This is a genomic window from Aquimarina megaterium XH134 (assembly GCF_000520975.1).
Taxonomy (GTDB): domain Bacteria; phylum Bacteroidota; class Bacteroidia; order Flavobacteriales; family Flavobacteriaceae; genus Aquimarina; species Aquimarina megaterium.
The window spans coordinates 109,431-131,577 of the sequence record NZ_JACB01000017.1 but is presented as its reverse complement, the minus strand read 5'-3'; the positions used below and the strand labels follow the sequence as shown (position 1 = coordinate 131,577).

Annotated in this window: 20 protein-coding genes; all 20 read left to right on the top strand. The window is 31.6% G+C overall.

The genetic code is table 11. The annotated features are described in order from the left end of the window. The first annotated feature begins 3 nt into the window (after positions 1–3). The 20 genes from Z053_RS0113085 (at position 4) to Z053_RS0112990 (ending at position 22,139) form a co-directional block, all read left to right on the top strand. Positions 4–1,002, top strand: coding sequence for a hypothetical protein (locus Z053_RS0113085; protein WP_025665465.1), 999 nt, complete (start codon positions 4–6; stop codon positions 1,000–1,002). Between the two features lie 88 nt (positions 1,003–1,090). Further along, positions 1,091–2,062: a type I phosphomannose isomerase catalytic subunit gene (locus Z053_RS0113080; protein ID WP_035096075.1), complete on the top strand. Its 972-nt coding sequence runs from the start codon at positions 1,091–1,093 to the stop codon at positions 2,060–2,062. Between the two features lie 6 nt (positions 2,063–2,068). Further along, positions 2,069–3,085, top strand: coding sequence for a dTDP-glucose 4,6-dehydratase (gene rfbB / locus Z053_RS0113075; RefSeq protein ID WP_025665463.1), 1,017 nt, complete (start codon positions 2,069–2,071; stop codon positions 3,083–3,085). 47 nt (positions 3,086–3,132) lie between these two features. Next, positions 3,133–3,990, top strand: a complete 858-nt coding sequence (gene rfbA, locus Z053_RS0113070) for a glucose-1-phosphate thymidylyltransferase RfbA (protein ID WP_025665462.1) — start codon at positions 3,133–3,135, stop codon at positions 3,988–3,990. Position 3,991: 1 nt separating this feature from the next. Further along, entirely contained in the window at positions 3,992–4,537 is a 546-nt protein-coding gene (gene rfbC / locus Z053_RS0113065; protein WP_025665461.1) for a dTDP-4-dehydrorhamnose 3,5-epimerase, read from the top strand. Between the two features lie 343 nt (positions 4,538–4,880). Beyond that, positions 4,881–5,927 (top strand): hypothetical protein, encoded by a 1,047-nt coding sequence (locus Z053_RS0113060; RefSeq protein WP_025665460.1) that lies wholly within the window; start codon positions 4,881–4,883, stop codon positions 5,925–5,927. 12 nt (positions 5,928–5,939) lie between these two features. After that, on the top strand, positions 5,940–6,812 hold the full coding sequence (gene rfbD / locus Z053_RS0113055; RefSeq protein WP_025665459.1) for a dTDP-4-dehydrorhamnose reductase: 873 nt from the start codon (positions 5,940–5,942) through the stop codon (positions 6,810–6,812). Continuing rightward, positions 6,809–7,933, top strand: coding sequence for a non-hydrolyzing UDP-N-acetylglucosamine 2-epimerase (gene wecB, locus Z053_RS0113050; RefSeq protein ID WP_025665458.1), 1,125 nt, complete (start codon positions 6,809–6,811; stop codon positions 7,931–7,933). Before rfbD ends, wecB begins: the two co-directional genes overlap by 4 nt. A 2-nt stretch (positions 7,934–7,935) precedes the next feature. After that, positions 7,936–9,156: a UDP-N-acetyl-D-mannosamine dehydrogenase gene (gene wecC / locus Z053_RS0113045; protein ID WP_025665457.1), complete on the top strand. Its 1,221-nt coding sequence runs from the start codon at positions 7,936–7,938 to the stop codon at positions 9,154–9,156. Continuing rightward, positions 9,157–10,446, top strand: a complete 1,290-nt coding sequence (locus Z053_RS0113040; RefSeq protein WP_025665456.1) for a nucleotide sugar dehydrogenase — start codon at positions 9,157–9,159, stop codon at positions 10,444–10,446. 6 nt (positions 10,447–10,452) lie between these two features. Beyond that, on the top strand, positions 10,453–11,436 hold the full coding sequence (locus tag Z053_RS0113035) for an SDR family oxidoreductase (protein ID WP_025665455.1): 984 nt from the start codon (positions 10,453–10,455) through the stop codon (positions 11,434–11,436). Continuing rightward, positions 11,426–12,025, top strand: coding sequence for an acyltransferase (locus tag Z053_RS0113030; RefSeq protein WP_241459827.1), 600 nt, complete (start codon positions 11,426–11,428; stop codon positions 12,023–12,025). Before Z053_RS0113035 ends, Z053_RS0113030 begins: the two co-directional genes overlap by 11 nt. Further along, positions 12,025–13,125, top strand: a complete 1,101-nt coding sequence (locus Z053_RS0113025; protein WP_241459826.1) for a DegT/DnrJ/EryC1/StrS family aminotransferase — start codon at positions 12,025–12,027, stop codon at positions 13,123–13,125. Before Z053_RS0113030 ends, Z053_RS0113025 begins: the two co-directional genes overlap by 1 nt. Further along, positions 13,122–14,096, top strand: coding sequence for a Gfo/Idh/MocA family protein (locus tag Z053_RS31080; protein ID WP_025665452.1), 975 nt, complete (start codon positions 13,122–13,124; stop codon positions 14,094–14,096). The genes Z053_RS0113025 and Z053_RS31080 overlap by 4 nt, the downstream gene beginning before the upstream one ends. 12 nt (positions 14,097–14,108) lie before the next feature. Further along, entirely contained in the window at positions 14,109–15,092 is a 984-nt protein-coding gene (locus Z053_RS31075) for an NAD-dependent epimerase/dehydratase family protein (RefSeq protein ID WP_025665451.1), read from the top strand. Positions 15,093–15,095: 3 nt separating this feature from the next. Further along, entirely contained in the window at positions 15,096–16,301 is a 1,206-nt protein-coding gene (lhgO, locus tag Z053_RS0113010; protein WP_025665450.1) for an L-2-hydroxyglutarate oxidase, read from the top strand. A 40-nt stretch (positions 16,302–16,341) separates the two neighbouring features. Further along, positions 16,342–17,484: a DegT/DnrJ/EryC1/StrS family aminotransferase gene (locus Z053_RS0113005; RefSeq protein WP_025665449.1), complete on the top strand. Its 1,143-nt coding sequence runs from the start codon at positions 16,342–16,344 to the stop codon at positions 17,482–17,484. Positions 17,485–17,506: 22 nt separating this feature from the next. Then, entirely contained in the window at positions 17,507–19,528 is a 2,022-nt protein-coding gene (locus Z053_RS0113000) for an acyltransferase family protein (RefSeq protein WP_025665448.1), read from the top strand. Positions 19,529–19,531: 3 nt separating this feature from the next. Next, positions 19,532–21,430 carry an asparagine synthase (glutamine-hydrolyzing) gene (gene asnB, locus Z053_RS0112995; protein ID WP_025665447.1) on the top strand — a complete coding sequence of 633 codons (1,899 nt, stop codon included), beginning with the start codon at positions 19,532–19,534 and terminating at the stop codon, positions 21,428–21,430. Between the two features lie 4 nt (positions 21,431–21,434). Continuing rightward, complete coding sequence (locus Z053_RS0112990; RefSeq protein WP_025665446.1) at positions 21,435–22,139, top strand: PglD-related sugar-binding protein; 705 nt, start codon at positions 21,435–21,437, stop codon at positions 22,137–22,139. Positions 22,140–22,147: the final 8 nt, after the last annotated feature.

Here is a 22,147-nt window from a genome sequence, read left to right as displayed (position 1 = left end):
ATTATGGGTAATGAAAATTACAATGACGAAATAGATTTAATGAAAGTTTTTGGAATGATCAAGAAGGGTTTTAAAATTTTTTTAAGATTGATTATTTCTGTAGTTGTATTCTATAAAAAAAAATGGATTTTATTTTTTATTTTGTTTGCTATTGGCGGGGTTACGGGTTTTTTACTAGATCAAAATCAAGGTGAAAAAGATATTCATATACAAGAAATTATAATCGAACCAAAATATAATAGTGCAAAGTATATTTATGATTTTATAGAAGAGTTGGGAAATAATTTTCAAGACGATAATTTTCTTAAGAATCTAGGAATTAACTTGGATCATGCTAAAAACATAAAAAAAATCTCTATTGAACCCGTGATAAAAGGCACAGATGTTTTGGATAATTTACAAGAGCGATATAAAAATAGAGATTTTTTTAAAGATATAATGACAGCATATGAAGAAGGTAAATTAGAAGAAGAAGGGTTTAGAGATTTTTATAAACATCATAAACTCACTATTAATTTCAACAAAAAAAATGAGTATAATAGTAAAATGATTTCGTCTATTTTAGGATATATTAAATCAAATCAATATTATACAGAAATATCGGATCTTACACTTAAACAAAACAAAATTGATATAGAACGAAATAAGAAATCATTACAATTTATTGATACGTATTTGAGTAATTTGGAAAAATCACCATTAAAGGCAGAAAACGAAGCCATTATTATTTCCTCAGGATCAGAATTGCCTATGGTTTCTATAGCCTCTCTGTTACAAAAGAAAGAACTTTTAATAGAGTTGATTAATGACCAGGAACGTGCTTTGATTCTTGACAAAGAAATGTTTTCTTTTGTCGACTATGGAGACGTTATCTCAAAACGCAAAAAACTATTCAACCGTATGATGTTTATAACCCCACTACTTCTTATAGGACTGGTTTCTTTATTCTACTTTCTTCGATATTTGAATGCAGAGATAAAAGAATTTGTTAAAGACGAATAATAATAGATTTTTACAATTTTTAATACTTGTTCTTTTAGGAAGTATGCCTTGTCAAAACCTATGAAAGAACTAATAAAAAGCAATAATTATGCTATATCCTTTAAAATTTCGACCAATTCTAAAAGAAAAAATATGGGGAGGGAATAAATTAAAAACTATTCTTAATAAACCTATAATAGATGAGAATACTGGTGAAAGTTGGGAAATATCAACGGTGGGTGATGATATTTCAGTAGTATCTAATGGGAAGTTAGAAGGAGAAAAACTAGATCACCTAATTAAGGAGTATAAAGAAGATTTATTAGGTAATAAAGTATATCAAGAATTTGGGGATCAATTTCCTTTGTTAATTAAGTATATCGATGCCAAAGAGGACTTATCTGTTCAATTGCATCCAAACGATGTATTGGCAAAGAAACGTCATAATTCTTTTGGAAAAACTGAAATGTGGTACGTTGTTCAAGCTGATTCTGATGCGAAGTTAATTGTTGGTTTTAATAAAGATACCACAAAAGATGAATATGAAACGTTCCTGAAAGAAGGGAAAATTACAGAATTGCTGAATTTTGAAAACATTTCAAAAGGAGACAGTTATTTTATTAAAGCGGGAAGAATACACGCAATTGGAAAAGGATCATTGATTGCTGAAATTCAACAAACGTCAGATATTACGTATAGAGTTTATGATTGGGATAGAAAAGACAGTAATGGAAATGAAAGAGAATTACATACAGATCTGGCATTGGATGCACTGGATTTTAAAGGAGATAGATCTTTTAAATTAGAATACGAAAAGGATAAAAACCAAATTAATAACCTTATTTCTGGCACATATTTCACAACAAATACACTTGAAATTAATCATGATTTAAAAAGAGATTACAAACACCTAGATTCGTTTAAAATCTTGATGTGTGTTGAAGGAAGTGGTGAAATAAGAATCGATGATAATTCTACAAGTATCTCATTTGGTGAAACAATATTGATTCCAGCTGAAATTGAAAACTTACAAATTATAAGCAATAGTCAAGGGATGAAATTATTAGAAGTTTATATCTAATATATTATGAAGGGAAACATATTAATAACTGGAGGTGCAGGATTTATAGGGTCGAATTTTGTGAACCTTATTTCAAAAAATGATGATTCAAAAATTATCAATCTTGATGCATTAACCTATGCTGCTGATCTTGCTAATATTGAAGTCCAAAATGACACAAATTATACTTTTATAAAAGGAAATATCTGTGATTGGAGTGTGGTTGAAAAAGTTTTTATAGAACATAATATTGATACCGTAGTTCATTTTGCTGCAGAATCTCATGTTGATAACTCTATTGAAGGCCCAAAAGCATTTATTGAGACCAATATTGTCGGGACTTTTAATTTGTTACAAGCTGCATATCAGACATGGATGAAAGCTCCAAATCAACCAAAGTTAGAATTTGAACACGCTCGCTTTTTACATATTTCTACAGATGAGGTCTACGGTACCTTAGGAAAAACAGGCCTTTTTACCGAAGAAACACCTTATGCACCAAATAGCCCATATAGTGCCTCAAAAGCGTCTTCTGATATGTTAGTTCGTAGTTACTTTCACACCTATGGCTTACCAGTGGTAACAACAAACTGCTCAAATAATTATGGTCCTAGACAGCATAATGAAAAACTGATCCCAACTATCATTAGAAAAGCTATTAATGAAGAAAATATACCTATATATGGTGATGGTAAAAATATAAGAGATTGGTTATATGTTTTGGATCATTGTAAAGGAATAGATTTAGTACTACGTACTGGGAAAATTGGAGAAACTTATAATATTGGAGGAAAAAACGAAAGAGAAAACATATATATTGCCACTACTATTTGTGAAATTTTAGACACTATAATTCCAAGGAGTACTACTAAATCATACAAAGACCTTATTACGTATGTTACAGACAGACCTGGTCATGATTTTAGATATGCCATTGATGCTTCTAAAATTGAAAATGAATTGGGATGGGATGCCGAAGAAAATTTTGAAACAGGTATCAAAAAAACAATACATTGGTATTTAGAAAAATATAAAGAACAATAGTTTCGTTTGATAATTTGAATGACTATTTCATACAATACATTATAGCAATGAAAGGAATAATATTAGCAGGAGGATCGGGAACACGTTTACATCCGCTTACACTAGCGATTAGTAAACAATTAATGCCGGTTTATGACAAACCAATGATATATTATCCTCTTTCTACATTGATTGCTGCAGGAATTAGAGAGATTTTAATTATCTCTACTCCTCAAGACTTACCATTATTCGAAAAACTATTGGGTGATGGCAAAACCTATGGTTGTCGATTTGAGTATGCTGTTCAGGATCAACCTAATGGACTAGCAGAAGCTTTTATTATTGGCGAAAAATTTATTGGCGATGATAAAGTAGCCTTAATACTAGGAGATAATATATTTTATGGATCTGGATTAGAAAAACTGTTAGAAAACAATAATGATCCCGATGGTGGTATTATATATGCATATCATGTTCAAGATCCAGAACGATATGGAGTTGTTGATTTTGATAAGAATGGAAAAGTTACTTCGATAGAAGAAAAACCAAAACAACCAAAATCAAATTATGCCGTACCAGGAATTTACTTTTATGATAATAAAGTAGTAGAAATTGCCAAAGCCATTATGCCAAGTGCTCGAGGAGAATTAGAAATTACCGATGTAAACAATGTATATCTACAACAAGGAAAATTAAAAGTAAGCATACTTGATAAAGGTACAGCCTGGTTAGACACAGGAACATTTAACTCTCTTATGCAAGCAAGTCAATTTGTTCAGGTTATAGAAGAACGACAAGGACTTAAAATTGGAGCCATAGAAGAAATAGCATATAAAAAAGGTTTTATTGATAAAAATCAGCTTCAGGAATTAGCAAAACCATTATTAAAAAGCGGCTATGGTAAATATTTATTACAACTAGATTAAGATGGAAATTCAATCTACATTTATTGACGGATGTTTTGTCCTTAAACCCAGAGTATTTGATGATAAAAGAGGCTCTTTTTTTGAGAGTTTTAATCAAAAAATATTTGAAGAAATTACTGGGTTAAAGGTCGATTTTATACAAGATAACCAATCTATTTCTAAAAGAGGAGTGCTTAGAGGGTTGCATTTTCAAACGGGTGACTATACGCAAGCAAAATTGGTTAGGGCAGTTAAAGGAGAAGTATTGGATGTGGTTGTTGACCTAAGACCTCATTCTAAAACATATAAAGAACACTTTTCTATTGTGTTAAATGATCATAATAATTTTCAGCTATTCGTTCCCAGAGGTTTTGCACATGGATTTATTACATTGAGTGAAAGTGCAATTTTTAGCTATAAATGTGATAACTATTATCATAAATCTTCAGAATCAGGAATCATATACAATGACCCTGACCTTTCAATTGATTGGAAATTAGACACTTCTGAAATTCAATTGTCAGACAAAGACAAAGATTTAGCTTTTATAAAAGATTTAAAATTATAATATCATAAAAAGCACACTTGTTTTTTAAGGTAAATACCTGATGTTAAAAAAAATGTTAACGCTCATTTTTGTTTAATTTTTTTTGTTAATTTGCTCTAGTTTCTTTTTAAATTATAAAAGAAAAACCTGATTTTTTTGGGAAAGCATACATACAAATGCTTTATAATTGACGTTTTTCCTACCCTATCGTCAAAATAATAACATTTCATTGATTCTAATAAATAAGAGACTTTTTGTACATGTTCTCCTGATTTTGAATCTGCGATATTATGTTATTTAATTTTATTTAAAGTTTATCAATTTTTGGGCATGATTGCTCTTTAAAACAAATTAACCTACGACGATGAAAGAAAACACTTCAGAAGAAATTGACTTGGGAGAATTATTTAGATTGATTGGAGATACCTTCAATAGATTTATCGGGTTTATTAGCAATATTTTTAAAAGCCTTTTCCATTTTTTTGTCTTATTTCTTAAGTTTATAAGAGTTCATTTTTTTAAATTTACTATTGCCATATTTATAGGAGCCATACTAGGAGGATATTTGGATTATAAATCCCAATCAGTATATAGATCTTCTATGATTATAGAACCTAATTTTAATAGTGTTCAACAACTATATAATAATATTGAGTTTTATAATCAGTTAGCTGGGCAAAGAGAAAACAAAGCTTTATCAGAAGCTTTACATATTAATGAAGAAGAAGCTCAGGATATTAGACACGTTAAGATAGAATCATTTTCTGATCAAACACAACGAATAAAACAATTTAGTGAGTTTATAAGTGAATTGGATTCTATATCTCAAAGAAAAGTTGATTATGACGATTATTTAAAAAATTTTAATGACATCAATGCAAAATTTCACAAAATACAGATAGAAGCAACATCTCCTGAGATTGCAAAAAAGTGCCAGAAAGCAATTGTAAAATCTATAGAGAACAATGAGTATTTTACACTTCAGAAAGAGATAAACGATAGAAATATTGCGCTTAAAGACTCAATTATAGAACAACAACAGGAAGAGATTAGTGAGTTACAGGCATTTTATAAGAAAATTAAAATTATAGAAGCTAAAAAACCTGATGGGACTACTAGCATCAATCTAGCTGAAAACCAACCAGATCAGGTGTCAGAGATTGAATTACTTAATCAAGCCAGAAAATTAAAGGATGAAAAAATTGAGCTAAATAATGAAAAAGCAAATACGAAGAATACCATTAATATTATTTCAGAATTTCCAAATAAAGGAGTATTGGTAAATGATTTTTTTAATAAAAAGATTGTATTAATGCCTATAGTATTTGTTACTGTCTTATTTTTGGCATTAATTCTTATTTCGTTGAACAAATATTTGGCGAGTTATGAAAAAAAAGAAATACAGAATTAAGTAAATTCATAAATGAAAGAATCATTGAAAAGGAAAAGTGTCTTGATTGTAGGATCAAAAGGTCAATTGGGACAATGTATAGAAAAAATTAAGAAAAACTATCCTGAATTACAATTGTATTTTGCCAGTTCTGAAGTCTTAGATATCACAAAAAATGAAGAGGTACAACATTTTTTTAAGAATAAGTCATTCAATTTTGTAGTGAATTGTGCTGCATATACCAACGTAGAGCAAGCAGAGAAAGAACCAGAAAAAGCTTTTTTGGTTAATGCAACCGGAGTACTAAACTTGGTACAAGCCTGCAAAGAATATAATATCACACTTATACATACATCTACCGATTATGTTTTTGATGGGGCTAAAAAAACTCCTTATGTCGAAGAAGATAAGCCAAATCCCATTAATGAGTACGGAAAATCAAAATTAGCTGGAGAACAGTATATTGAACAAGTATTTGAAAAATATTTTATTATTAGAACCTCTTGGTTGTATTCAGAATTTGGTCATAATTTTTTTAAAACCATTTTAAAAAAATCTGAAACGGAACAAGAGTTAACCATTACAACTTCAGAAACGGGTACCCCAACAAATGCAAATGATCTTGCAAAGTTTATTCTTGACTTAATTTTAGATGATAATCAAAAATATGGCCTCTATCATTTTAGTAACCTAGGTGCAGCGACTTGGTATGACTTTTGCCAAGAAATTCTTAAGGTTTCGGGTAAACTTGATGATATAATGCTTAAAAGAATAGATAATTACCATACTTTTGCACAAAGACCTAAGTATAGTGTTTTAAGTAAAGAAAAATGTATTGATTCTTTCCAATTCAAAATTTTGAATTGGAAAAATTCATTAAAAAATTTACACTCAATTATTCAATGAAAAAAAACCTAATTGTTTTTGGGACAAGACCTGAAGCTATCAAAATGGCACCATTGGTAAAAGAATTCCAAAAACACCCAGATAATTTTATAACTAAAGTTTGTATCACAGCGCAGCATCGAGAAATGTTGGATCAGGTATTATCTTTTTTCGATATAAATCCTGATTATGATCTGAATTTAATGAAACCTGATCAAAATTTATATACACTTACTGCAGATATTATTATCGGTTTAAAATCAATTCTTGAAGAGTTTCAACCTGATTATGTATATATACATGGAGATACCACAACTACTATGGCTTCAAGTATAGCAGCCTTTTATTCTGGAGCTACAGTTTGCCATGTCGAGGCGGGATTAAGAACATTCAATATGAAATCTCCGTTTCCTGAAGAAATGAATAGATGCGTAACAGGAATTGTATCTAATATTCATTTTTCACCTACTGAGACGTCAAAACAAAACCTTGTTAATGAGAGTAAATCTTTAGATTCTATATTGATAACAGGAAATACGGTTATAGACGCATTAAAATTTAGTGTTGAAAAGGTTAATGACAGTAAATTTGAAGATAAAGAGATAGAACAGCTTAAAAAAGTTGTTGATATAGATAAAAGATTAATTTTAGTTACAGGGCATAGAAGAGAAAATCACGGTCAAGGTTTTATAAATATTTGTGAAGCTTTAAAACAAATAGCAAAGGATAACCCTGATACTCAAATTATTTATCCGGTACATTTAAATCCAAATGTTCAGAAACCCGTATATAAGCTTTTAGACAACATCGATAATATCGAATTAATTTCACCTCTTTCTTATCCAGCTTTTGTATGGCTGATGAATCAATCTTATTTAATTATTACTGATAGTGGAGGAGTGCAAGAAGAAGCACCAAGTTTGGGAAAACCTGTTTTAGTAATGAGAGATACAACAGAACGACCTGAGGCTGTGGATGCCGGAACAGTAATTTTAGTCGGAACAAATAAAGACCGGATAATTTCTAAAGCAAATAAACTTTTGAAAGACGAAGTAGCTTATCAAAACATGAGTAAACTTCATAACCCATACGGAGATGGAAAAGCTTGCCAAAGAATAGTAAGTTATATATCAAAAAACTAAAAATGGAAAATAAGCCAAGTGTTGTTATGGTTGGTTTGGGTTATATTGGACTCCCAACGGCAGCCTTAATAGCTCAAAATAACGTGCATGTTCATGGAGTTGATATCAACCCAAAGGTAGTAGAAACTATTAATAAAGGAGAAGTTCATATTGTCGAACCTGAGTTGGATAAAGCAGTTTTGGAAGCTGTAACACATGGATATCTAAAAGCTGATACAAAACCAGTAAAAGCAGATGTTTATTTAATTGTGGTTCCTACTCCTTTTAAGGGTAAAAATGAACCTGATATTTCATTTGTAGAAGCTGCTACACTTGCAATAATTCCTTTGCTGAAAAAAGGTGACCTGTACATTATTGAGTCTACTTCTCCTGTTGGAACGACAGAGAAGATGATGGAATTAATTTATTCAGAACGTCCTGATCTGGAAGGGAAATTAAATATTGCATATTGCCCTGAGCGTGTATTACCTGGTAATGTTATGTATGAGTTAATACATAATGATAGAGTTATTGGAGGTATTGATGATAAATCAACAGATAAAGCGGTAAATTTTTACAAAGAATTTATTAAAGGTAGTTTACATAAAACTAATGCAAGAACGGCAGAAATGTGCAAGTTAGTTGAGAATTCTTCTCGAGATGTTCAGATTGCATTTGCCAACGAATTATCTCTTATTTGTGATAAAGCAAATATTAATGTATGGGAATTGATAAGTTTAGCGAATAAGCATCCAAGAGTTAATATTTTGCAACCTGGTTGTGGTGTCGGCGGTCATTGTATAGCGGTAGACCCTTATTTTATAGTTGCAGATTATCCGATGGAATCGCAAATAATAGGTAAAGCTCGTGAAATAAATAATTACAAATCTTTTTGGTGCGCAGAGAAAGTACAAACTGCTAAACTTGAGTTTGAATTACAATATGGAAGAAAACCAAGTATAGCTTTAATGGGATTAGCATTCAAACCAAACATAGATGATTTAAGAGAATCTCCAGCCAAATACATTGCACAGAAAGTATTACAAAATGCTAATAATGAAGAGTATTATATAGTAGAACCAAATATAGAAAGCCATACGGTATTTAAGCTTACTAATTATTTAGAAGCTATTGAAAAATCAGATATTATAGTGTTTTTGGTAGCACATGAAGAGTTTAAAAACTTAGATATAACAAAAGATAAAAAAATATTAGACTTTTGTGGAATCATTAAAGAAAAATAAATGGATTTAGATCAAAATAAGATTGCAATAATAGGTTTAGGCTATGTAGGTCTTCCATTGGCAGTTGAGTTTGCAAAAAAATATGAAGTTTTAGGGTTTGATATTGATACGAATAGAGTAAAAGAATTACAATCTGGGTACGATCATACCCTAGAAGTTACGGATGAGGATTTGCAAGAAGTTCTTCAAATTAAACTTAAAAATAAAGGCTTAACATTAAGTAGTGATACAAATGATTTAGCAGAAAGTAATATTTATATAGTTACAGTCCCAACACCAGTAGATAAAAATAATCGTCCAATTTTAACACCTTTGATTAGAGCATCAAAGATGATAGGCGGGTATTTAAAAAAAGGAGACATTATTGTATATGAATCAACTGTATATCCTGGTGTAACAGAGGATGAGTGCGTTCCAGTATTAGAAAAAGAAAGTAAATTAGATTTTAACAAAGATTTCTTTTGTGGGTATTCTCCGGAGAGAATAAATCCAGGAGATAAAAAACATACTGTTACAAAAATTAAAAAAGTCACTTCAGGTTCAACACATGAAGTAGCTTCAAAAATAGATGAATTGTATGCTTCTATCATTGAAGCAGGTACTTTTAAGGCATCTTCAATTAAGGTAGCAGAAGCAGCCAAAGTAATTGAAAATGCGCAAAGAGATATTAACATTGCATTCGTAAATGAGCTGGCAAAAATTTTCAATAAATTAGATATTGACACTCATGATGTTTTGGAAGCTGCAGGTACAAAATGGAATTTTCTACCATTTACACCAGGATTAGTTGGGGGACATTGTATAGGAGTCGATCCTTTTTATTTAGCACAAAAAGCACAGGAAGTAGGGTATCATCCGGAAATTATTTTAGCTGGAAGAAGATTGAATGATGGCATGGGAGAATACGTTGCATCCGAGGTTCTTAAACTAATGGTAAGAAACGAGATTACTATAAAAGGTGCCAAAGTTTTAATGCTTGGGATTACATTTAAAGAAAATTGTCCTGATATAAGAAATACTAAGGCCATAGATCTATATAGAAGTTTAGAAACGTTTAACATGAATGTAGATATTTATGACCCATGGGCTTCTAACCAAGAAGTAAAAGAGGTTTATAATATTGATTTGATTAATGAATTGAAAATGAAGTCATATGATGCAATTGTTCATACAGTTTCGCATAAAGAATTTTTGCAACTAGAATTAAACAACATAAAGAAAAGCTCTAATTCTGTCGTATATGATGTTAAAGGTAATTTAAACCAAAATTTGATAGATAAAAGATTATAATAAGCAATGTCTAAAATAAAAAATTCAAGGGTTTTAGTAACAGGAGGAGCTGGCTTTATAGGTTCTAATTTATTAGAAAGGTTATTAAAGCAGGATAACGAAGTTGTTTGTTTAGATAACTTTTCAACAGGAAAAAGGGAAAATATTATAGAGTTTGATAAGCACAAATCATTTAAGCTTATAGAAGGAGACATCCGAGATTATAAAACATGTAAAAAAGCAGTCACAGGCTGCGATTATGTTTTACATCAAGCAGCTTTAGGTTCTGTTCCAAGATCTATTAATGACCCCTTGACATCTAATGAAGTTAATGTATCTGGGTTTCTTAATATGCTAAAGTCTTCAGAAGAAGCAAAAGTCAAAAAATTTGTTTACGCAGCTTCTTCATCTACCTACGGAGATCATCCTGGTTTACCAAAAGTTGAAGATAAGATAGGTTCTCCACTATCTCCCTATGCAGTTACAAAATATGTAAATGAATTGTATGCAAAGGTTTTTTCAGATATTTATGAAATAAATACAATAGGGCTACGATATTTTAATGTTTTTGGAAGAAAACAAGATCCTAATGGGGCATATGCAGCGGTAATTCCAAAATTCATAAGTCTTTTGATGCAGAAAGAATCACCTATCATAAATGGTGATGGATCGCACTCTAGAGATTTTACCTATATTGATAATGTTATTCAGATAAATCAGCTAGCAGCACTAGCTGATGACAAAGCCAATAATACGGTATATAATGTTGCATATGGTGAGAATACAAGTTTAAATGGAATGGTAGATATTTTAAAAGACCTACTATCTCAGTATGATAAATCTATAAATCTGGTAAAAATCGTCAATGGTCCAGAGCGGAAAGGAGATGTTAAACATTCGTTAGCAGATATTTCAAAAGCTAAGGAGTTATTGCATTATTCACCTCAATATAGTTTTAAAGAAGGAATTAGAGAAGCTGTAGATTGGTATTGGAATAATTATGGAAATTAAAAATGATAAAATGGATTATTTTGTGCACGAAACTGCTGTGATCGACAATGGTTGTAAAATAAGATCTGGCACTAAGATTTGGCATTTTTCGCACATAATGACGGATTGCGAAATTGGAGAGTCATGTAATATTGGTCAAAACGTTGTAGTATCTCCTGGGGTTAAGTTGGGCAGAAATGTTAAAGTTCAAAATAATGTATCGATATATACAGGTGTTATATGTGAAGATGATGTTTTTTTGGGGCCATCTATGGTTTTTACAAATGTTATCAATCCAAGAAGTGCGGTAAATAGAAGAGGACAATACGCCCAAACAATTGTGAAAACAGGGGCTTCTATAGGAGCGAATGCCACTATTGTATGTGGGAATAACATTGGAGAATATGCTCTAGTAGGAGCGGGTGCAGTAGTTACAAAAACGGTTAAACCATATGCGCTTATCGTTGGAAACCCTGCAAAACAAATCGGTTGGGTTAGTGAATATGGTCATCGATTAAATTTTAAAAAGAATCATATAGCAGTTTGTCCAGAAAGCAATCAAGAATATGAATTTAACCCAAAGGATAATACGGTAAAAAGGATTAAATAATGATGATGAAAATAGATTTTGCTAATTTACCCAAAGCCTATCAAGAACATAAAACTGCTATTGATCAAGCAATGACTAGTGTAGTTTCTTCTTCAAGATTTATTATGGGAAAAGAAGTTGTTAAACTAGAAAATGCCTTACAAGAGTTTACGAAGTCAAAGTTTGCTATTACATGCTCATCTGGAACAGATGCTCTTTTATTGGCAATGATGGCTCTAGATATTAAACCTGGCGATGAGATCATTACTACTCCATTTACGTTTATAGCAACTGCAGAAACTATTGCTTTATTAGGAGCAGTTCCGGTATTTGTTGATATTAATCAAAACACTTATAATATTGATGTTAACTTAGTAGAAGAAAAAATTACATCAAAAACAAAAGCCATAATGCCTGTGTCACTTTACGGACAAGTTGCTGACATGGACGAACTTAATGCATTAGCTAATACGTATGATTTGGCTGTTATTGAAGATGCTGCACAAAGTTTTGGAGCCACATATAAAAATAAAAAAAGCTGCAATCTTTCTACAATAGGATGCACCTCCTTTTTCCCTGCAAAACCTTTGGGTTGTTTTGGTGATGGAGGAGCTCTTTTTACAAATGATGAAATTCTGGCTAATAAAATAAGTAGTATTAGAATACATGGTCAAACTCAAAGATATATTCATAAATATATAGGTATAGGTGGTCGACTTGATACTTTACAGGCTGCTGTTTTATTAGAGAAGCTTAAGCATTACGATAGAGATGTGGAAAGGCGTCAGAATGTAGCTAGAATGTATAACGAATTTTTAGAAGGTAAAACTAAGGTACCATTTATTGAAGAGCATAATACTTCTGTATGGGCTCAATATTCGATACAAGTAGAGAATAGAGATGAAGTTCAAAGAAAATTAAAAGAACTGGGTATTCCTACTGCTGTACATTATCCTAAACCATTACATTTGCAAGAATGTTTTTCATATTTGGGCTATAAGGAGAATGATTTTTTAGTTAGTGAAAGAGTTTCGAAACAGATTCTAAGTTTACCAATGAACCCATATTTAAAAATTGAGGAGATTAAATATATTACAGCAGTGTTAAAAGACTTATTATGAAAAATTTTGCCCTGATAGGTGCTTCAGGTTATATTGCACCGAGACACTTAAAGGCCATAAAAAATACAGGCAATAATTTAATAGTGGCTCTGGATAGATTTGATAGTGTTGGAATTATTGATAGCTATTTTCCAGATGCTGATTTTTTTGTCGAGTTTGAGCGTTTTGATAGACACATAGAAAAACTTCGCTATAAGGATGTGGAACTAAATTATGTAAGTGTATGTACACCCAACTATTTGCATGATGCGCACATTCGGTTTGCGCTCAGACATGGTGCTGATGCAATCTGCGAAAAACCTTTAGTTTTAAACCCATGGAATATTGATGCTTTGCTAAGAGTTGAAGAAGAAACTGGACAAAAAATATGGAATATATTACAGTTGCGAGTTCATAAAAGTATCATCGAATTAAAGAAAAAGATTGATGCCGCACCTAAAGATAAAATTTTTGATGTTGACCTTACTTATTTAACATCTAGAGGAAGGTGGTATTATACCTCTTGGAAAGGTGATGTTTCTAAGTCTGGAGGCATAGCTACAAATATTGGAGTTCACTTTTACGATATGTTATCTTGGATTTTTGGAAATGTTAAGAGCAATACTGTCCATGTCCATACTCATGATAGAGCATCGGGCTATTTAGAGTTTGAAAGAGCAAGAGTGCGTTGGTTTTTATCTATTAATTATGATATTCTTCCAGAAGAGATGAAAGCTAAAAATCAACGTACATATAGATCGATAACAATTGAAGGAGAAGAACTTGAGTTTAGTGGCGGATTTACAGATTTACACACAAAAGTTTATGAAGATATAATAGCCGGAAAAGGCTACGGCTTAAATGAGGCAAGGCAAGCTATTGAAATAGTACATGACATAAGAAATAAAAAACCAATTGGTATAAAGGGAGAGTATCACCCCTTTGCCAAAATGGAATTATCAAAACATCCATTTGGAAAACTCTATAAATAAAAAAACATAAACATGAAATTAAAGGATTCAAAGGTATTAGTAATCGGAGGAGCAGGATTTATCGGAGGATTTGTAGTAAGTGAATTATTAAAACATGATGTAAAAGAAGTTGTGATCTATGATAATTTCGCTCGCGGAAAACAAGAAAACATAAAAGAAAGTATAAAAGACCCTAGATGTTCGATATATCCCTTTGGTGGCGATGTAAGAGAAATTGATATTCTGGATACCGCAATGCAAGGTATGGATTATGTATTTCATTTGGCAGCTATGTGGTTATTGCACTGTAAAGATTATCCAAGAACCGCATTTGACGTTAATGTGGCGGGAACCTTTAATGTTTTAGAAGCGTGTGTAAAAAATAAAATTAAGAAATTGGTTTCTTCTTCTTCTGCCTCAGTATATGGCGATGCTATTGAAGTTCCAATGACCGAATCACACCCATTCAATAATAAAAACTTTTATGGTGCTACCAAAATTGCAGGTGAAGCAATGGCCACAGCTTTTAACGATCGATATGGATTAGAGGTAGTTGGATTAAGATATATGAACGTATACGGTCCCGGTCAGGATCAGCACGCTGTTTATAGTGGTGTGGTACCTATTATGTTAAATAAAATTGAAGCAGGAGAACAACCTGTGATAAACGGAGATGGTAGTCAAGCTTACGATTTTATATACGTTGAGGACGTAGCAAGAGCCAATGTGGCAGCTTTAGAATCAGACATTAAAATAGGTAATTACAACGTTGGGACCGAAGTTCAAACATCAATTAAAGAACTTTGTGATACCATTTTAGATTTAAAAAAATCTTCTTTAAAGGTTAAATATGTGCCGTATTCAGAAGATGATTCTAGAGCGTTGGTTCAAAATAGAATAGGTTCTCGTCAAAGAGCAGAGAAAGAAATCAATTTCAAATACAAATATTCGTTAAGAGAAGGATTACAAAAACTAATTGATTGGAGAATTAGTGAAGGAATCGATTCACCGAAATAAGTAATGTCAAAAAAAATTGCAATAGTAGGAGGCGGAATAATAGGCTTGGCAGTTGCTTATAAATTGTCAATGCTTAAAAGCGTAGGTAGTGTTACGGTTTATGAGAAAGAAAAAAATGTTGGCCAGCATCAATCTGGACGGAATAGTGGAGTATTGCATTGTGGTCTATACTACAAACCGGGTTCTTTAAAATCACTTTTGTCTGTTCAAGGGATTAGAGAAATGATTTCCTTTTGTCAGGAATATGATATCCCTCACGATATCTGCGGAAAGGTGGTTGTGGCCACTACAGATCAGGAGGAAAAATCACTAGAGACGTTAGCAGGAAGAGGAGATAAAAATGGATTGCAAGGGCTAAAATATCTTTCTAGTGATGAATTGAAGCAAAGAGAACCTTACGTCAAAGCAAAAAAAGCACTTTTGGTTCCTGAAGAAGGTATTGTTGATTACAAAAAGGTAATGTTAAAACTGGTAGATCTTATAAAAGAAAATGGAGGAAGAATTTTGACTGACACCAAGATTGAAAAAATACAAACTTCAAATGCAAATGAAGTTGTTATAAATACCGGTAATCAGGAAGAAACTTATGATTACTTGATAAGTTGTGCAGGCTTATATAGTGACCACTCTTATAAAAAGTTAACTCATGAAACTTCACCTCTAAAAATTATACCTTTTAGAGGTGAGTATTTGATGTTTAAACCAGAAATGAATCATATGGTTAATCATTTGGTTTATCCAGTACCTGATGCCAAATATCCTTTTCTTGGAGTTCATTTTACTAGACTTATGGGAGGAGAGAGGGAAGTTGGACCTAACGCTGTTTTTGCATTTAAACGAGAAGGATACAATACATTTAGCTTTTCTTCTAAAGAGGCTTTTGAATCACTTACTTATAAAGGATTACTGAAGTTTTTTAAAAACAATTTCGTATTCTCCATGGGAGAGTTAAAATCTTCTGTAGCCTCTTCTGCTTTTATTGCTAAGGCAAAGAAAATGATTCCAGAAGTTAATGCAGATATGTTTGTTAAAGGAAATGCGGGTGTAAGAGCACAAGCAATTTCTCCATCAGGGGAACTAATAATGGATTTTAATATTATTAGGAAAGATAGGCAAGTTCATGTTTTAAATGCACCAAGCCCTGGTGCTACGGCCTCATTAGCAATAGCATCTTATATTATCGATCAATACTTAAAAGAGTTAAAATAGTTACGAATTGTTTAAGCTATAAGTTTTAAAAAATAGAAACATGATAGAAAAAAGAAATATTCCAATCTCATTGCCTGTTACCGGAGAGGAAGAATGGCAAGCAGTCAAAGAACCATTAATGAGCGGATGGTTAACGTCGGGTCCTAAGGTAAGGCAATTCGAAAAAGAGTTTGCAAAGCGTCATGAAGTTAAACATGCACTTGCCGTTACTAGTGCTACTACCGCTTTACATTTAGCATTAGTTGCATTGGATATTAAAGAAGGAGATGAGGTTATTGTACCCGCATTTACTTGGGTTTCTACTGCAAATGTAGTTTTATATCAAGGTGCCAAAGTTGTTTTTTGTGATATCGATCCAACAACTTTTAATATTGATCCTAAACAATTAAAAAGCAAAATTACTAATAGAACCAAAGCAATAATGGTTGTTCATTTGTTCGGACTCTGTGCCGATATGGATGCTATCAAACAAGTTGCTGGTGATATTCCATTAGTAGAAGATGGTGCTTGTGCTGCGGGAGCTGCCTATAAAAACGTTCCAGCTGGTGGACTTGGAGATGTTGGATGTTTTTCTTTTCACCCTAGAAAATCAGTTACTACCGGAGAAGGAGGAATGATTACTACCAATAATGCTGAATTAGGAGAAAAGATGGGAATGCTTAGAAACCATGGAGCATCAATATCCGAAGAGCAACGTCATCACGGACCTAAACCTTTTATTCTTCCCGACTTTAATATGATGGGATATAACTATAGAATGACAGATTTGCAAGGAGCAGTTGGGATTGTTCAATTATCAAAACTTGATCTTTTTATTGATGAACGCCAAAAATGGGCGGATTTTTATAAGGAGAAATTGGGAGAAATAGAATGGTTTAAACTACCACAAGTTAACTCAGATTTTAAACATGGATGGCAAAGTTTTGTTGCTCTGATAGATGAAGATAAAGCACCATTTAGTAGAAATACTATTATGGAAAAACTCCAAGAACAAGGAATATCAACTCGTCCAGGAACACATGCTGTCCATATGCTTAATTATTATGCTGATAAATACGAAATAGAGCCTGACGAATTTCCAGGAGCTAAACTTGCAAATGATACTTCTATGGCGATTCCGTTACACAACAGAATGACCAAAGATGATTACGAATATGTTGTTCAAACTATTCTATCATTATAGTTATTTCCCAAATTAAAGATAAATGAAGAAGCTCGATTATATAGATCATATAGATGCACTAAGAGCCATTGCTGTATTATTAGTAATACTTTTTCACCTTGATTTTGATTTTGTAAAAGGTGGTTTTATAGGTGTTGATGTATTTTTTGTAATAAGTGGATTTTTAATTACCAGAATTTTAAAACACGAGTACGAAACTACCAGCAAAATAAGCTTTAAAAACTTTTATTCAAGAAGAGTAAGGCGATTGTTACCTTCTTTATTTTTAATGATTTTTCTTGTTTTTATTGCTGCTTTTTTAATTTTTGCTCCTTCAGATTTTATGAGGTTATCAAAAGTAATGCTAACCTCTTCCGTTGCGGTTTCAAATTTTTTCTTTTTAAGTGAAGCAGGGTATTTTGATATTTCGGCAAATTTAAAACCTTTGTTGCACACATGGTCATTAGGTATTGAAGAACAGTTTTACTTGATATGGCCAATCACGCTAGTACTTCTTTTTAAAATTAAGCAAAAGGTAAAAACCATTAGTGTGATTTCATTTTTATTTTTGTTGAGTCTAATTCTCACAATTTTGACAAACTACTATGGTGCACCAGAATTTTTAAATAAATTATTAACAGAGAATACAGATTTTTATAAAGATCAAAATTCACTTCAGTTTTTTTTGTTACCCTTTAGAATTTTTGAGTTTTTAATTGGTGCAAGCGTAGTTTGGCTGTACCCTTTGAAGATCAAATCTAAGATAGCAAAAGAAATTATTTTTGTAATAGGTATAATTTTATTGGTATTACCTGCGATGTTTTTTTCTAAAGACACTCCTTTTTTAAGTACTTTAAACATTATACCATGTATTGGAGTAGCTATTTTAATAGTTAATGGAAAAACAAGCCTATCCAAAGGTTTTTTCGAAAACAATTGGTTAAGAAAAATAGGTAATATAAGCTACACTTGGTACTTATTTCATTGGCCATTTATTGTATTTTACAAATATATTATAGAAAGAGAATTAAATATCATTGATCAATTATTTCTGTTTATTTTGCCATTATTAGTTTCATTAGTTGTATACAAGTATTACGAAACGCCATTACGATATAAAACCTATAGGATTTCAATTAAAAAAGATAGCTCTCTTGTTTATTTTGCTATTATATGCATCTTATTGATTGTAATTGTAAGAAATGATGTAATCTATAAGAAAGGATGGACTTGGAGAATCTCGGATACTAATATTGGACTTGCACAGAAATTAAAGAACCCAGAAGAATTTCATAAGAAAAATTATGGAGGATATGGTTTTACGGAAATGGGATTTCTGGGCAAAGGAAAAGGTAATTATACAGATTTTGTATTGATAGGAGATAGCCATGCAAGACATTATGCCTATGGCTTGGTTAACAACATCAATAAAAACCATAAAAAATCTATTACAGCTTCAAATGTTTCAGCTTTTGTTATGCCAGGATTCAAGAGAAAAGGAGTTGATGATATTAGAAAAGTGAGAGTAAACTATATATTAGAAGTTTTAGATTTAAATCCTCAGGCAATACCAATTATGAGCTATGATTGGTATTTTCAGATGGAAGTAAATAAAATACTGAATGACTCTTTGGGCGTTTTTGAAGATATTAATATTTCCGAAAAAGGTTATGAAAAGGTTATCAATAAAATCAAAAAATTTCATAAATTGATTGGTAACAGAAAAACGATACTTATAGGAAATGTCCCTAGACCATTTTCGTCAGTACCAATTCATAAATCCCTTTTTAAACCTAAATATTTGCAATATTTTTTCCCAGTAAAATCGGTTTATAAACAAGATAGCATTAGCTTAAAAACAAACACATATCTAAAGAATTATGCTGATAAAAATAATAACATCTATTTTTTAGATCCTGTTGACGTTTTTTGCAATAATGGAGATTGTATACAGTTTGAAAATGGGGAAATATACTATAGTGATGGCTCTCATTTGTCAAAAGAAGGATCGCTGAAATTTGTAGAATATTACGAAAAAGAGATTTTAAGAATTTTAGAATTATAATATATGTGTGGAATAGTTGGTATTTTTAATTTAAATAAAGAGGCTGTATATAGAGACGAATTAAAAACGATGACATCTCAAATTGCACATAGAGGACCAGATGGTCAAGGGTACTATGTGAAAAAGAACATAGGTTTAGCTCATAAAAGACTTGCTATTTTGGATACTTCTGATAAGGGAGCACAACCCATGGGATCTAAAGAAGGAAGATGGATTGTAGTTTTTAATGGTTGTATTTATAATTTTTCTGAATTAAAACAAGAACTCAAAACAAAAGGTCATACGTTTGTTTCTGAAACCGATACAGAGGTAATATGTGAGGGATTATCTGCCTATGGTACATCATTCTTTGAAAGATTAAATGGGATGTTTGCAATTGCTGCATGGGATACACAAGAAGAAGAATTGTATTTAAGTAGGGATAGATTTGGAATAAAACCTCTTTATTATTGGTTTAATGGAAAAACACTGTGTTTCTCTAGTGAAATAAAAGCAATTATAAAGCATTCAGATTATAAAATAGATGTTGATCTTAACGCCTTAAATGAATATTTTACGTTTCAAAATGTATTTTCGTATAATACTTTATTCAAAGGAGTCACGATGTTGCCTCCTGCAAATACAGTAAAAATAGATAAAGCCTCTACTTTTGTTAGACATAATTCATGGTGGGATTATGATTTTACAAAGACAGATGAAGAAATGTCTTTTGACTACGCAAAGACCGAAACCAAAAAACTTTTTGAACAAGCGGTAACTAGGCAAATGATTGCAGATGTTCCTGTGGGTTCATATCTTTCTGGAGGAATGGATTCTGGTTCTATCACAGCAGTAGCATCCAAACAGGTAGATAGACTATCTACATTTACCTGTGGTTTTGATATGAGTGAGGTGACCGGTAGAGAAGCTAATTTTGATGAGCGTAGAGATGCAGAGTTGATGGCCAACCATTTTAAAACCGAGCATTTTGAACAAGTTATGAATGCAGGAGATTTACGGTGGTCTTTACCCAAACTGGTATATCACCTGGAGGATTTAAGAGTGGGGATGTCATATCCTAATTATTATATTTCTCGATTGGCATCAAAATTTGTAAAGGTATGTTTACAAGGGACCGGAGGAGATGAATTATTTGGAGGATATCCCTGGAGATACTATAAGGTATTTGATGCTTTGGATCAACAAGAATTCTTTGATCAATATTATGATTTTTGGCAACGTTTGGTATTAGATAAAGATAAAAAAGAACTTTTTACACAAGAAATTTTTGACCAAATTGATATTAACGAACCAAGAAAGGTATTCGAAAGAGTATTTACTTTTAATGATAAATTAAAATATGATACTCCTGAGCAGCATATTAATAATTCTTTATATTTTGAAATAAAGACATTTTTACCTGGATTATTTTTGGTGGGTGATAAATTGGCGATGGCTCATGGCTTAGAAGAACGTTTTCCGTTTATGGATAATGATTTGGTTGATTTTGCCATGAAAGTTCCTGTAAAACACAAATTAGGGAATCTTAAGAAAGAGATAGCCCAGATCGACGAAAATAAACTATCTAATGAAAAGAAGACCCTTTCATATCGAGAATATGATGATGGTAAGAATGTATTAAGAAAAGCCATGCTGGATTTTATACCTGACTCTATTATTAATAGAAAAAAACAAGGGTTTTCGGCACCAGACGAAAGTTGGTATCGAGGAGAAAATGCTAAATATGTAGAAGAGTTACTTCTTAGCGAAAATACAATGAGTACAAAATATATAAATAAGGAATATATTTGTAAAATAGTAAAAGAGCATATAGAAGACCACATTAATCATCGACTACTTATCTGGTCTTTTATGAATTTTGAATGGTGGTGTAAAATATTTTTAAACGGAGAAAAAGTATAATTTCATGCAAAAACTTGTAATAATTGGAGGAAGCAATGCATTTTGGGAAATAAATGAATTGATTAAAGATATCAATTCAATAAAAGAGACATATGAAATTATTGGTGTTTTAGATGATAACAAAGATCTTTGGGGTAAAAAATTTGAAGATGTTCCTGTTGATGGACCAATTAAAAAAGTACATACCTATGAAGATAATGTAAAATTTGTTTTAGCTATAGGGTCTTTTAGAACAAGAATTGTAAGAAGTGAAATAATAGAAAATTTACATTTACCAGAAGAAAGATTTGTAACATTAATTCATCCAACAGCAAAAGTTTTTTCTACAGCAAAAATTAAAAATGGATGCATTATTCATTATGGATCTGTGATTTTTAATCATTCGATAATAGAGTCTTTTTCTGTTATTTCAGCCAATTGCGTTATAGGAGTTGGTAACCTTATAGGTAAAGGAGCATTACTGGGCTCTACAATAACTACTACAACAGGAGTTAAGATCGGCTCATTTAGTTTTATTGGCTCATCTACGTCTATTGGCGAAGGAATAGAAATTGAACCTGGAGCTCAGGTTGGTATGGGATCTCTGGTTTTAAAAAATATTAAGTCGGGATGTTTTGTTTTAGGGAATCCTTTAAGAGTACTTGACAAAATAGAAGTACCAGAAACAATTATTGAAGAATGGATAACAATAAAAAAAAATAACAATTAAAATTTTAG

Coding starts and splice junctions, on each gene's coding strand:
- rfbC (WP_025665461.1), top strand. CDS start 3,992: ATGGAAATTCAATCTACATTTATTGACGGATGTTTTGTCCTTAAACCC.
- Z053_RS0113005 (WP_025665449.1), top strand. CDS start 16,342: ATGATAGAAAAAAGAAATATTCCAATCTCATTGCCTGTTACCGGAGAG.
- asnB (WP_025665447.1), top strand. CDS start 19,532: ATGTGTGGAATAGTTGGTATTTTTAATTTAAATAAAGAGGCTGTATAT.
- Z053_RS0113040 (WP_025665456.1), top strand. CDS start 9,157: ATGGATTTAGATCAAAATAAGATTGCAATAATAGGTTTAGGCTATGTA.
- wecB (WP_025665458.1), top strand. CDS start 6,809: ATGAAAAAAAACCTAATTGTTTTTGGGACAAGACCTGAAGCTATCAAA.
- rfbD (WP_025665459.1), top strand. CDS start 5,940: ATGAAAGAATCATTGAAAAGGAAAAGTGTCTTGATTGTAGGATCAAAA.
- Z053_RS0113000 (WP_025665448.1), top strand. CDS start 17,507: ATGAAGAAGCTCGATTATATAGATCATATAGATGCACTAAGAGCCATT.
- Z053_RS31075 (WP_025665451.1), top strand. CDS start 14,109: ATGAAATTAAAGGATTCAAAGGTATTAGTAATCGGAGGAGCAGGATTT.
- Z053_RS0113030 (WP_241459827.1), top strand. CDS start 11,426: ATGGAAATTAAAAATGATAAAATGGATTATTTTGTGCACGAAACTGCT.
- lhgO (WP_025665450.1), top strand. CDS start 15,096: ATGTCAAAAAAAATTGCAATAGTAGGAGGCGGAATAATAGGCTTGGCA.
- wecC (WP_025665457.1), top strand. CDS start 7,936: ATGGAAAATAAGCCAAGTGTTGTTATGGTTGGTTTGGGTTATATTGGA.
- Z053_RS0113085 (WP_025665465.1), top strand. CDS start 4: ATGGGTAATGAAAATTACAATGACGAAATAGATTTAATGAAAGTTTTT.
- rfbB (WP_025665463.1), top strand. CDS start 2,069: ATGAAGGGAAACATATTAATAACTGGAGGTGCAGGATTTATAGGGTCG.
- Z053_RS0113035 (WP_025665455.1), top strand. CDS start 10,453: ATGTCTAAAATAAAAAATTCAAGGGTTTTAGTAACAGGAGGAGCTGGC.
- Z053_RS0113025 (WP_241459826.1), top strand. CDS start 12,025: ATGATGATGAAAATAGATTTTGCTAATTTACCCAAAGCCTATCAAGAA.
- Z053_RS0113060 (WP_025665460.1), top strand. CDS start 4,881: ATGAAAGAAAACACTTCAGAAGAAATTGACTTGGGAGAATTATTTAGA.
- Z053_RS0112990 (WP_025665446.1), top strand. CDS start 21,435: ATGCAAAAACTTGTAATAATTGGAGGAAGCAATGCATTTTGGGAAATA.
- Z053_RS0113080 (WP_035096075.1), top strand. CDS start 1,091: ATGCTATATCCTTTAAAATTTCGACCAATTCTAAAAGAAAAAATATGG.
- Z053_RS31080 (WP_025665452.1), top strand. CDS start 13,122: ATGAAAAATTTTGCCCTGATAGGTGCTTCAGGTTATATTGCACCGAGA.
- rfbA (WP_025665462.1), top strand. CDS start 3,133: ATGAAAGGAATAATATTAGCAGGAGGATCGGGAACACGTTTACATCCG.